General features: G+C 70.4%; 10 protein-coding genes. 5 read left to right on the top strand and 5 right to left on the bottom strand.

The features are described from left to right. Positions 1 to 126 precede the first annotated feature (126 nt). Positions 127 to 1,350 carry a serine hydrolase domain-containing protein gene (locus tag NS4_RS28150; RefSeq protein ID WP_063062516.1) on the top strand — a complete coding sequence of 408 codons (1,224 nt, stop codon included), beginning with the start codon at positions 127 to 129 and terminating at the stop codon, positions 1,348 to 1,350. A 4-nt stretch (positions 1,351 to 1,354) separates the two neighbouring features. Here the strand turns inward: NS4_RS28150 and ilvA are convergent, their stop codons facing one another. Then, positions 1,355 to 2,710, bottom strand: a complete 1,356-nt coding sequence (ilvA, locus tag NS4_RS28145; RefSeq protein ID WP_063062515.1) for a threonine ammonia-lyase IlvA — start codon at positions 2,708 to 2,710, stop codon at positions 1,355 to 1,357. A gap of 109 nt (positions 2,711 to 2,819) precedes the next feature. Continuing rightward, on the bottom strand, positions 2,820 to 3,254 hold the full coding sequence (locus NS4_RS28140) for a nitroreductase family deazaflavin-dependent oxidoreductase (RefSeq protein ID WP_063062514.1): 435 nt from the start codon (positions 3,252 to 3,254) through the stop codon (positions 2,820 to 2,822). 191 nt (positions 3,255 to 3,445) lie between these two features. Between NS4_RS28140 and NS4_RS28135 the strand changes: the two genes are divergently transcribed. Beyond that, a complete protein-coding gene (locus NS4_RS28135; protein WP_063062513.1) occupies positions 3,446 to 3,676 on the top strand; it encodes a hypothetical protein in 231 nt (76 codons plus the stop codon). A gap of 137 nt (positions 3,677 to 3,813) precedes the next feature. After that, complete coding sequence (locus tag NS4_RS28130) at positions 3,814 to 5,226, top strand: amidase (RefSeq protein ID WP_063062512.1); 1,413 nt, start codon at positions 3,814 to 3,816, stop codon at positions 5,224 to 5,226. A gap of 11 nt (positions 5,227 to 5,237) precedes the next feature. On the opposite strand, the gene treY is transcribed toward NS4_RS28130, so the two are convergent. Both treY and NS4_RS28120 read right to left on the bottom strand, forming a co-directional pair. After that, a complete protein-coding gene (treY, locus tag NS4_RS28125; protein WP_063062511.1) occupies positions 5,238 to 7,640 on the bottom strand; it encodes a malto-oligosyltrehalose synthase in 2,403 nt (800 codons plus the stop codon). A gap of 224 nt (positions 7,641 to 7,864) precedes the next feature. Beyond that, positions 7,865 to 8,422 (bottom strand): cupin domain-containing protein, encoded by a 558-nt coding sequence (locus tag NS4_RS28120; protein ID WP_063062510.1) that lies wholly within the window; start codon positions 8,420 to 8,422, stop codon positions 7,865 to 7,867. A gap of 29 nt (positions 8,423 to 8,451) precedes the next feature. Here NS4_RS28120 and NS4_RS28115 point away from each other — a divergent pair, with 29 nt between their 5' ends. Both NS4_RS28115 and NS4_RS28110 read left to right on the top strand, forming a co-directional pair. Next, the gene (locus NS4_RS28115; protein ID WP_063062509.1) at positions 8,452 to 8,886 is read left to right on the top strand and encodes a MarR family winged helix-turn-helix transcriptional regulator; all 435 of its coding nucleotides are present in this window, start codon (positions 8,452 to 8,454) and stop codon (positions 8,884 to 8,886) included. Between the two features lie 208 nt (positions 8,887 to 9,094). After that, the gene (locus tag NS4_RS28110) at positions 9,095 to 10,375 is read left to right on the top strand and encodes an adenosylmethionine--8-amino-7-oxononanoate transaminase (RefSeq protein ID WP_063062508.1); all 1,281 of its coding nucleotides are present in this window, start codon (positions 9,095 to 9,097) and stop codon (positions 10,373 to 10,375) included. A 65-nt stretch (positions 10,376 to 10,440) separates the two neighbouring features. Here the strand turns inward: NS4_RS28110 and NS4_RS28105 are convergent, their stop codons facing one another. Beyond that, positions 10,441 to 12,252 (bottom strand): DUF2339 domain-containing protein, encoded by a 1,812-nt coding sequence (locus NS4_RS28105; RefSeq protein ID WP_084487804.1) that lies wholly within the window; start codon positions 12,250 to 12,252, stop codon positions 10,441 to 10,443. Between the last annotated feature and the right edge of the window lie 35 nt (positions 12,253 to 12,287).

Raw genomic sequence — 12,287 nt, 5'->3', positions numbered from 1 at the left:
GGTGTCCGGGCGGGATTCGGCACGGCCGTGCCGGCGGCCGGCGTCGGGCGGTCCGGCCGCGCACCCGGCGGTACGGCGTCCGGGACTGCCATTGCCGGAAACCTCCGATGACCTTACTGTGTAAGGATGAGCAGCGTCGCTTATTCCGGTAACGCCGGAGCAGAATTTCGGCGGCTGACGTCCGCATTCACCCGGGTCTACGGTGGCCGGAAGGGCGTAGGTGCGGCGCTGGCGGTGTACCGGCACGGGGAACCGGTTCTCGATATCTGGACGGGGGAGTCCGCGTCGGACCGCCCCTGGACTCGTGATACCGGCGCGGTGGTCTTCTCGGCGACCAAAGGTATCGCGGCCACGGTCGTGCATCGGCTCGCCGATCGCGGTCTCATCGACTACGACGCCCCCGTCTGTGAATACTGGCCCGCGTTCGGTTGTAACAACAAGGACAAGATCACCGTCCGGCAGATATTGACCCATTCGGCCGGTCTGTCCGGTGTCGGCGCCCTGGCGGTGCAGGGGGCCGAACTGCTCGACCATGAACTCATGGCCGAACGTCTGGCCGCCGCCACCCCGGATCGACTGCTCGGTGTCCCGGCCTACCACGCGATGACCTTCGGCTGGCTGCTCGCCGGACTGGCCCGCGAGGTCACCGGTGTCAGCATGAAGGAACTGTTCCAGCGCGAGGTCGCGATCCCACTGGGGACCGACGGCGTGCACCTGGGCCGTCCGCCCACGGGTTCGGTCACCGTGGCGGCCGAGAGCTTCGGCGCGGGCTTCTCCTTCGCCGGCACTCCGCGTGGATCCCGGCTGGTCACGCTGCTGCAGGCCATCCCCGGCGCGCTCGGCGTCAGCAGCCGTTCGCTGTTCATCCCCGGGGCCGAGGCCATTTTGACCGGCCCGAACCCGCCGCTGCTGGACAGTGAGATGCCGGCCGCCAACGGAGTGTGCAGTGCCAACGGCCTGGCCGCGGTGTACGAACCGCTGGCCTGCAACGGCCTCGCCGGAGGTCGGCGGTACCTGTCCGGCGCCGCCGTACAGGCCATCCGCCGGATCGAACGGTTCCGGCCGGATACCGGGTTGTTCCTCTATATGGGACCCTTTTGGCATCTCGGCTACCACTCCATGCCCACCCTGGGTGCGCCCCGCGGGTTCGGTCATATCGGCCTGGGCGGCTCGTTCGGCTGGGCGGATCCGGACAGCGGTATCTCGATCGGTTTCGTGCACAACCGCCTGGCGATGGAAACCCTGGCCGTGGATCAGTCCGCGTTCGCCTGGTTGCTGCCCCTGGTCATGTCCGGAGCGCGCTCGGCCGCCCGGATCGGCCGCGGCGCTCCCCGGGAGGCCGCGGCCTGATCACTCAGGTCAGGTAGCGGTAGGCCGGGGAACCCGGCTCGAGCCGCTCACACTGGATCGGCGAATGGGCGATCCGGTCCAGCAGCGGTTGCAGGCCGGTACGTTCGCCCAGTTCGACGCCGACCAGCGCGGCACCGGTTTCCCGGTTGTTGCGTTTGACGTATTCGAACAAGGTGATGTCGTCTTCGGGACCGAGTACTTCGTCGAGGAACCGGCGCAGCGCTCCTGGTTCCTGTGGGAAGTCCACCAGGAAATAGTGCTTGAGCCCCTGGTGCACCAGCGAACGTTCGATGACCTCGCCGTAGCGGGAGACATCGTTGTTCCCGCCCGAGACCAGGCACACCACGGTGGAGCCGGGTTCCGGCGGTGATTCCAGCAGCGCGGTGACCGCCAGCGCGCCGGCGGGCTCGGCGATGATCCCCTCGCTCTGGTACAGGTCCAGCATGGCGGTGCAGACTGCTCCCTCGTCCACCTGCAGCAGCCGGAAGGAGCCGGCACCGCCGGGAGGGTCGGTCGAGATGAGCAGGGGCAGGGAACCGTGCGAGACGACCCGTCCGCCGAAACCGGCGACCGCGTCGTAGGGGACCCGGCCGATCCGGCGGACCGCGGCGCCGTCGACGAACGGGTCGACCTCGGGCAGGGTCACCGGCCCGCCCGCGACCAGCGCCGCGGTCATCGACGCGGCGCCGGCGGGCTCGGCCGCCAGAATCGCTGTCTGTGGGGCGCGTTCTCGCAGATAGGTGCCGATACCGGCGAGGCATCCGCCGCCGCCGACAGGGACCACCACCAGATCCGGCGCGGTCCCGAGCTGCTCGAGGATCTCGGCGGCGATGGTGCCCTGCCCGGCGGCGGTCCGGGTGTCGTCGAACGGGGGCACCATGGTGGCGCCGGTGCGCCGGACATCGTCGGCGGCCGCGGCGGCCGCGGCGTCGAAGGTCTCGCCGACGGCGATCAGTTCGACGAAATCGCCGCCGTGGACCCGGATCCGGTCACGCTTCTGTTTGGGGGTGGTGGTGGGGACGTAGATGCGGCCGGTGATACCCATGGCGCGGCAGGCGAATGCCACGCCCTGGGCGTGGTTACCGGCGCTCGCGGCGACCACGCCCGCCGCGCGCTCGGAATCGCTGAGTTGCACCACCAGGTTGTATGCGCCGCGCAGCTTGTAGGAGCGGACGACGGTGAGATCTTCGCGTTTGAGGTACACCTGGGCGCCGGTGAGCTGCGATAGGCGTGGGCATGGTTGTAGAGGGGTGGGCTCGATGATGTCGGCGATGCGTTTGGCTGCGGCGTCGATCTCGTCCGCGGTCAACGCGGGACGGGCTTCTGGCAGGTGAGTGAGCACATCGGACACCCGGTCCATGCTGCCACCCACCGCGGCCGGAGCGCGCGGCGGGTGGGCGTGTCCTGCGCTTTCGTTCATCTGGGCGGCGTGGTTCGGGGGCTGCCGGAACCACGCCCGGACCGGTTCGTCAGCGCGGGGTGAGCACGAAGACCGGGATCTGGCGATCGGTCTTGAGCTGATAGTCGGCATAGGGCGGGTAGGCGGCGACCGCCCGAGCCCACCAGAGTGCCTTCTCCTCGCCGAACACCTCGCGGGCGGTGTAGTCCTTGGTGACAGTGCCGTCCTGCAGTTCCACATGGGGTTCGGCTACCACGTTGTGGTACCAGACGGGATGCTTCGGCGCGCCGCCCAGCGAGGCGACGATCGCGTACTCGCCGTCGTATTCGACCCGCATGAGCGCGGTCTTGCGCAGTTTGCCGGTCTTGTTGCCGACGGTGGTCAGCACCACCACCGGCATACCCTGCATGGTGGTGCCCTCGGTACCGCCGGAGTTCTCGATCTTCTCGGCCTGTTCGCGGGCCCAGTCGGATGTGGACGGTGCGTATTCTCCAGTCAATGGCATATCCCGGGAAACGTCCCCCCCGGGGCCGCTTGTTCCCCGGGCGGTCCGACCTGGCCGGATAGGGCCCGCGGGGCGGCCGGGCCCGCGGAGCCGGCCGTCCGCGGGGCGTTCCGCGCCGGACGGCGGAGTGTGTGGGCGGGAAGACAAAAGTTCGATGGACCGAACACCGCCTCCACGGGTAGCCTGAACATATGACCGCATCCCATCTCACCGCCCCGCGTGCCGCCGTCCGCGGCCCGGCGGTTGTGGATATCGCGGGGTCGCGCTGGCCGGTATACAAGCTGGAGGCGCTGATCGTGGGATCGCTGGTGTTCCTGGTGGTGGCCGTCGTCCTGGGGTCGGTACAGGCCGGAGTCCTGCTGGGGGCGGCCGTGGGTGCTCTGCTGTGGTCCACCGGCCGGTGGCGCATGGCGCACCGATAGCTGCCGCACGTGCGCCGCGCCGGGCGCAACAGCGCCCGCGCTCTTGCGCTCCGTACTAGTCTGGGCCGAGTTGAACACACGTCCACTTGGTTCCGGGTCGGATATCCCGGTCCCCGAGGTACAACGCGAGCCGATTCATGACCGATCGAGTACATGCCTTCACCGACGACGCGTTGGGCGAACACGACGCGGTGGCGCTCGCCGCCCTCGTTCGCGCCGGTGAGACGAGTCCGGAGGAACTGGCCCGCGCGGCCCTGGAGCGGGCCGACGCGGTGAATCCGCGGTTGAACGCGATCGCCTACCGCTGCCCGCGACCTCGACCGGCCGTGGCCGGAGACGGTGTGTGGTTCGGAGTGCCGGCCTTCGTGAAGGACAACGCCGATGTGGCCGGGCTACCGAGTTGTCACGGCAGCGCGGCGATCACGGCGCATCCCGCCGGGAAGGACGACCGGTTCACCGCGCAACTACTGAGCACCGGGGTGACGGTGCTGGGCAAGACCACCATGCCGGAATTCGGCTTCACCTCCACCACCGAGTTCGAGCGCGGCGACCCGACCCGCAACCCGTGGGATACCGGGTACACCGTCGGTGGTTCCTCGGGCGGATCGGCCGCCCTGGTGGCGGCGGGGGTGGTTCCGGTGGCGCACGGTAACGACGGGGGCGGGTCACTGCGTATCCCGGCGGCCTGCGCCGGTCTGGTCTCGCTGAAACCCAGCCGCTTCCGGCACCTGGACAATGCCCAGGCACGGCAACTGCCGATCAAACTCGTCTCCGAGGGCGTGCTGTCCCGGTCGGTCCGCGACCAGGCGGCCTATCACGCCGCCGTCGAAACCTACTGGCGTAATCCGAAACTGCCGCCCATCGGCACCGTCGAGGGGCCCGCCACCCGGAAACTGCGGATCGGCCTGCTGACCACGGCGTGCAACGGCCTGGAACCGGACGCCGAAACCCTGGCCGCCGTGACCGCGACCGCCGCGATCCTGGAGAGCGCGGGACATACCGTCGAGCCGATACCCTCGCCGGTCTCGGCGCAGCTCGTCGCCGATTTCCTGCAGTACTGGGGATTCCTGGCGCAGATGTCGGGAGTGACCGGAAAACTGAGTCACGGCCGGTCCTTCGACGCCGCCCGGCTGGAGACCTTCACCAAAGGACTGGCCGCCGCCTTCCGCCGGCGGCTGTTCGCCACTCCGGGCGCGCTGTATCGGCTGAACCGCGCCCGCGCCGACTACGACGCGGTGCTCACCCGCTATGACGCCGTGCTCTCGCCGGTGCTCACCCACACCACACCCGAGATCGGGTACTTGAATCCCGGGGTGCCGTTCGCCGAATCGATCGAGCGGGTCACCAATTTCGTCGGCTACACACCGATCAACAATGTCACCGGGTCGCCGTCACTCGCCGTTCCGGCCGGGCTCACGAAGGCCGGGCTGCCGGTCGGGGTCATGCTCAGCGGGCCCTACGGTGGCGAACGCACGCTGCTGGAACTGGGCTTCCTGTTGGAAGAGCAGGCGCCGTTCCCGCGGATCGCCGCCGCGCCGACCGGGTCCTGACGGCGGCGCGGTCAGCGGACGAGCAGCGCGACCGGAAGGCGGGCGAACAGTTTCTCCGTGCGGGCGCGGTTCTGAAACGTATGCCCGGTGAGGCGGTCGGTCCAGGACCCGCCCGAGAGTTCGATACAGGTGTCGCCCCATCCGGTTTCCCCGATCGCGACACTGTGCCGGGTGACGGCCACGATGATCTCCGGGTCGGCGCCGACCCGGCCCCGGGCGTAGGCGACGAGTTTGTCGGCGTGCTCACCGTGCCCGAACACCGGGGTGTAGGTGCCGCCGACGAAACATTCCGGACGCTCCCGCCGCAACCACAGCGCGTAGGCGACCAGCCACATCTTGGCGGCGCCGGTGATGTCCAGCGGCGGTGTCGTGGTGAGGGTGTGCAGCATCGCGCCCCGGGACCCGAAATCGACCGGGCGGCGATTGTCGGGATCGACCAGCGAGTCCTCCCAGACCTCGCACCCCTGGTAGATGTCGGGGATCCCCGGCGCGCACAGCTGCAACAACTTCTGTGCCAGTGAATCCGACCAGGCGTGCGGGGCCAGATCGTGCGCCAGATCGGTGAGCTGGCGGCCGACCGGTCCGTCGATCACCTGGTCGAGCCAGGCGTGCACCGCGTTCTCGAAATCGGCGTCGGGTTCTTCCCAGGAGGTGTGCTCCCCGGACTCGCGCATCGCCTTTTCGGCGAATCGGTGGACCCGGTCGCGCAGGCCCGGTACCGAGGGTGCCGGACGCCCGTCGGCCGGCCACATCCCGAACATGTTCTGCAACATGAACAGCGCGGTGGCGCCGTCGGGTGGGGGGAGCTTCTCGAGCCACAGGGTGACCGCGCGGGCCCACATCCGCGGGACCTGGGACAACACCCCGATCCGGGCCCGCACATCTTCACCGCGTTTGGTGTCGTGGGTGGACAGGGTGGTCATCGATGCGGGCCAGCGCCGCGCGCGCGAGGCGTTGGCGAGATGGAATTCGTTGACGGTGCGGCCGAACCGCGCCGGGTTGCCGCCGATCTCCTGGAGTGCCACCAGCCGTACCGCGCGGTAGAAGAGGATGTCCTCCACGGCTTTCGCGCCGATCGCGGTGCTCACCTGATGGAACCGGGTGAACGCGGTACCGCCGGCGATCAGCGCGCTCACCAGGACCGCCAGCGGCGCCCGTAGTTCGGCGTTGCGTTTCTCCACCTCGGCGATCACCGCGCTGATCATCCCGTACAGCGGGGTGTAGTCGGCCCGGGCGACGGGCAGGAAGGACAGCACTTCGATGGTGGCATTGGTGAGCGCCATGGTGTCGAAATCGTCGGCGCCGGCGTCGGCTTTGATCGCGGCGACCAGGCGGCGCATCTCGGGCGCGAGGATGCTCTCCGCGACCGCGCGCTTGATGCGGTGTTCCTTCTCGCCGACCCACACCCGATCGCTGCCGTGCCCGGTGATGTGGCGGGACAACTCGGTGAGGATCTGTTCCCCGGCCGGTTCGAGCAGCACCCCACCGAAATCGGCGATGCCGTCGTAGCCGGTGGTCCCGTCGATCGGCAGGGTGGGGTCGAGGGGTTCCCGGTTGGCGAGGGTCTTCTCCACCAGCAGCAGCCGGGTGGGCCCGATCAGCTGTCGTAGGCGCTGGAGGTATCCGGCCGGGTTGGCGAGGCCGTCGAGATGATCGACCCGGACGCCGTCGATCAGATCGTGTTCGCACCAGGCCGCGAGTTCGCGATGGGTGGCCTCGAACACCACCGGATCCTCCTGGCGCAGCGCCGCCAGCCCACTGATCGACAGGAACCGGCGATATCCGCAGATCCCGGATTTCCAGCTCACCAGCCGGTAATGCTGTTTGTCGTGGATCCGCAGCGCGTTGTCGCCGTCGGTGCCGGGCGCGATGGGGAAACGCAAATCGTGCAGGGCCAGTAGCGGTTCGGGGCCGGACCGGTCGACGGTGAGGGCGGCCGGGTCGTTCGCGCCGCGCAGGACCGGTAGCGCCAGCCGGCCGCCCACGCCGTTGCCCGGACTCCAGTCGATATCGAAGAACGACGCGAACTGGGATTTGCGACCGTACTGCAGCACATGCCACCACCACAGGTTCTGCTGCGGATCGGCCACTCCCACATGGTTGGGCACCAGGTCCATGATCAGGCCCATCCCGCGGTTGCGCACCTCGTCGGCGAGGGCTTTGAGCCCGAGCGGACCGCCCAGCGCGGCGGAGACGGTGGTGGGGTCGGTGACGTCGTAGCCGTGGGTGGAGCCGCGGGCGGCCGTCATCACCGGGGAGAGGTAGATATGCGAGACACCCAGTTGCTGGAGGTATTCCGCGATGGCCGCGGACTGGGCGAAGGTGAGTCCGTCCGGGCGCAGCTGAAGCCGGTAGGTGCTGCGGACCGGAGTGGCGCGCGGGTTACGGCGGAAGCTCGGCGGGTCTGCGGGCATACGGTTCTCGGTGGGGTCGGTGAGGAGCGCGGTGGGGGGAAGAACGCCGGATGTGGCCTGGCGCGGAGATGCCGGGTCCGACCGGATCAGCGCGGATGCTCGGGGGCGCCCGATGGCCGGAAGCCACGCGGATATACCACCGGCGGTGTCACTTCCTCGATCAGCGAGTCGGACGCGTCCATGGACATGACACTAGCGCCATTGCGGCGTGCGGAGGGCAAGGGTCACTGGTCGATTGCCCGGGCCCGGCCGACCGAGCCGGTCCAGCGACGTGCGTAACCGGTTCGCCGGGCGATTGCGGCGAGGCGTCCCAGGATCGCGCGCTGGAGCCAGGGCGGTATTCCGGCGAGGTAGCCGTCCTGCAGTTCCCAGAGCATGGCGAGTGCCAGTGGATTGCGCGGCACGCCGGAGCGGGTGGTCGCACCCGCTCTGTCCAGGGCGCTCCACAACGCGAACATCTCCAGATGCCGCAGCGGCGGGCGGATCTCGTGGTCGAGCACCGTATCGGGTGCGACGCTACGGAATTCGTGGACGGTGCGGGCCGGGGCGCGCACCGTATCGCCGGGGCCGGCCGCGATCTCGCGGCCGTCGACCCGGAACCTCAGTGATCCGCGCCGGACCGTCCAGCTCTCGCCGATCGCCGGATGCCAGTGCGGACCCGCCTGCCGGCCGGGGGTGGGCAGTTCGTGGCGCAAGCGGAGATAGGGACCGTGCGCATCGGTGCCCTCGTCGAGCACGGTGACACGGTGACCGTTGCGGAAGGGGATGGCCCGGTCTGGCATGACTCTATTAGAAAGGTTACCTTCATAATATGTCAACGACCCCGTCGCTGCTGAAGCTGCTCACCCTGGCCGCCCGGGCCGTCGAAGCGGAGCTGAACGACGAATTGCGTACGCGGTTGGCCGCGCCGTTGCGTCCCGCGCACTATGCGGTGTTCCGTTATCTGGATCCGGCGGGGTCGCGGGTGGGGGAATTGGCGGCGGCCGCCGGGATGACCCAGCAGTCGATGGGTGAACTGGTGGGTGAGCTGGAGCGGGCCGGTCTGGTCCGCCGGCAGGTCGATCCGCAGGACCGGCGGGCCCGGCGGGTGGTGTGCACCGAGCCCGGGCTCGCGGCGCTGGAACTGGCCGGCGAGCGCATCGCGCGGATCGAGGATCGGATTCGGGCGGATGTGGGGGAGGGCGGGGCAGCGGAGTTGCGGCGGCTCCTGATCCGGGTGGCGGCGGTGCTGGACGGGGCGGGGTGACGATCCGGTGTGTCGGCGGCCGATCGGGCGCGCGAGTGTCCGGTGGCCTCGTCGGCAGCCGCGCCTGTGAGAGCGTCGGGTGCATGCGCGCGCCCGGCGCACCGGATGTGTCCCTGCTGTGGGGTCCGTCCGGTGCGGGTTGCTAACTTGAACGGTGTTCAAGGTTCGTGCGGCCGGCCGCGGCCGCGCTACGACGTAGAGGATCGCCGTGCCCGCAGCACTCACCGCCGCGCAGATATCCGACCTCGACGCGCGCTACGCGTGGCATCCCTACGGCGGCTTCCCGCCCACCACCGAACCACTGGTCGTCACCGCGGCGGCGGGAACCCGGCTGACGCTGGCCGACGGCCGCGAATTGGTGGACGGGATGAGTTCGTGGTGGGCCGCGGTGCACGGCTACCGCCATCCCGTCCTCGACGAAGCCCTGGTGGCCCAGTCGCGCCGGATGAGCCATGTGATGTTCGGCGGGCTCACCCACGAACCGGCGGCCCGGTTGTGCGAGCTACTGGTACGGCACACTCCCGACGGGCTGGACCGGGTGTTCCTCTGCGATTCCGGTTCGGTTTCGGTGGAGGTCGCGGTGAAGATGTGCCTGCAGTACTGGCGGTCGGTGGGGCGCCCGGAAAAGCGCCGCCTGCTGACCTGGCGCGGCGGATATCACGGCGACACCTTCACGCCGATGAGCGTATGCGACCCGGAGGGCGGTATGCACGCGCTGTGGACCGATGTCCTGGCCGAACAGCGCTTCGTCTCCGCGCCACCTCGGGACTATCGCGACGAGTACGTGCGGGAGTTGGAACAAGCCGTCGCACGGCACGCGTGCGAGCTGGCCGCGATCGTGGTGGAACCGGTGGTCCAGGGCGCGGGTGGAATGCGCTGGCACGATCCCCGTTATCTGGCCGACCTGCGCCGGTTGTGCGACGAGCACGGGGTGCTGCTGGTGTTCGACGAGATCGCCACCGGGTTCGGGCGGACCGGGACGCTTTTCGCCGCCGAGCAGGCGCGGGTCGCCCCCGATGTCATGTGTGTGGGCAAAGCGCTCACCGGCGGGTATCTGACACTCGCCGCCGCACTGTGCACGAGCGAGATCGCCGAGTCCGTCAGCGCCGCGCACGGGGGTCTCATGCACGGCCCGACATTCATGGGCAACCCGCTGGCCTGTGCCGTCGCGGTCGCGTCGGTGGAACTGCTGCTCGCGCGCGACTGGCAGGCGGAGGTGGCCCGGATCGGCGCCGGCCTGCGCACGGGGCTGGCTCCGGCGCGGGAGATGCCGGGGGTGGCCGAGGTACGGGTGCTGGGGGGTATCGGCGTGATCGAGCTGGATCGGCCGGTGGATATGCCCGCGGCCACCGCGGCCGCCGTGGCCACGGGCGCCTGGATCAGGCCGTTCCGCAACTTGATCTACGCGATGCCGCCCTATATCAGCGACGACGCCGATCTCGCGACCGTCACCGCCGCCATGGTCGCGGCGGCACGCGCCGGTACCTGAGCCGGCACCGGCCCCGGTGACGGGTTGCCACCGGGCCGGGTCGCGGCGGCGCCCCGAGCCGGGGATCAGCGTGGTGCGGCGGACCCGGAATCGTCGCGGCGGGCACCGCTTTCGGCGAATGCCCGGGCGTAGCGGGTGCCGGCGATGAGCAACAGCACACCGACCACCAGGAACGCGGTCACCCGGATGAGCCCGTCGAGGGTGGCCAGATCGAACAGGAACAACTTGGCCAGCGCGGCGGCCGTGACCAGCAGCCCGGAGCCGAGTGCGACCTTGGCGGCCGTCGGCGTCCCCGCGCTCAGCCGGCGCAGCCCGTACAGCAGGGCGGCCAGCGCACCGGCCATCCAGACGATGGTGGCGATACTGTGGCCGACGACGAATCCGTCGGCGATACCGGAGATCACCCCGAGCGATACGGTCGTGACGGTCACCAGATGGAGGGCCGCGACGCTGCCGCCGACCCACAGCAGGGTGGCGCGGGAGTCGGTGGATCCGCCGGGAATCCGCGGCGCGGTGAACCGGCCCGAACCCCACAGCGCCACCGCGACCACGCCGAGCCCGGCGATCGCCGAGGCCGCGGTCCCGGCCGACAGTTCACCCACGGCGATCCATTCGGTGGACAGGGTGCCCGGCCCGGCGACCGCCAGGAAGGCGAGTCCGCCCAGTGCGGCGTACCCGGTGCCCAGCGCCGCCGCGACCCGATTGCGGGTGCGGCCCGCGATCCCCAGATAGCAGCCGGCGACGAGGAACAGGCCCAGGGCGAGCGTTGCCTCGGTGGTCACGCCCCAGCAGGTCTCCAGCAGGGCGAACGAACCGGCGACAGCCGCGACGGCAGCGGTATGGCCGGGTACCCGGGCCATCTCGCGCACCTTCGGCAGCAGCGCGGTCGCGGCGAGCGACAGCAGGACCAGGGCGTAGCCCGACGAGATCGCGGTGGCGGCCGGCCGCTCGAACAAGGCGGGCGCGGCGAGCAACGGGGTGGCGGCAAGCGCGCAGGTCAGGGTGGCCACGATATCGCCGGGGCGATGCCGCACCACGACGACGGTGCCCGTCAGTCCCACCACGGCGACCGCGACAGCCGCCGCGAGCACCAGCACGTTCCGGTCGGGATCATCCGTGCCGATCGCCGCGGCGACGACGGCGATCTGGGTGGCGAGTACGGCCGGAACCGTGCGCACCAGATGCAGGAACGGCCAGTCGTAGCGGTACTGCACCGGCACACAGGCCAGCTGCAGCACGATGAGGAACGCGAGCAGCGACAACTCGAGGGTCACGAACGGGGCCAGGATCGCGGCGCCCGCGACGACGAGAACCCCCAGCGCTTGCGAACGCCACTGCACCGCCAGGCCCACCCCGGCCGCGGCGACACCGAGTGCGACGGCGAAGCCCGGCACCGGGTGCAGCCAGTCGTAGATCGTGGTCGTCGCGACCACGTCCAGATAGGCGCCGGCGAAACCGGTGGCGGCCAGCGCGACTCCGCCGACCCGGCCGCCGGTGCGCCGGTATACCCGTACACCGGCCGTGACCAGGGCCGCCGAGAACACCGCCCCGGCGACGACGCGGGGGACCGGACCGAAGATACCGGCCTGGGCGGCCAGCACCAGCAGCATCACGACACCGATGAGGGTCACCGCCACCCCCGCCACCGCGAGCAACCGGCTGATCACGCCTTCCCGTTGCCACCACGGCGTCCGGGGTGCGGCCGGCCCGGCGGGGCCGCGGCCGGGAGGTACCGGCGGCGGTGTCGGCGGCCGGTCACGGTGGATCGGGTACGCGCCGGCATATCTACTGTGCGGCCGCCGCGGCGGTGGGGCCGGCCAGGGCTGCTGCGGCGCGGTGGCCGCGGGGACACCCCAGGGGCCGGGATGCGCCGGCATCGGGCCGCCGGCCGGTGCCCCCGCGGTCCCGCCGG

This window comes from Nocardia sienata NBRC 100364, assembly GCF_001613205.1.
Lineage (GTDB): Bacteria > Actinomycetota > Actinomycetes > Mycobacteriales > Mycobacteriaceae > Nocardia > Nocardia sienata.
Note: the sequence above shows the minus strand (reverse complement) of the source record. Positions and strands in the feature narration are given on the sequence as shown.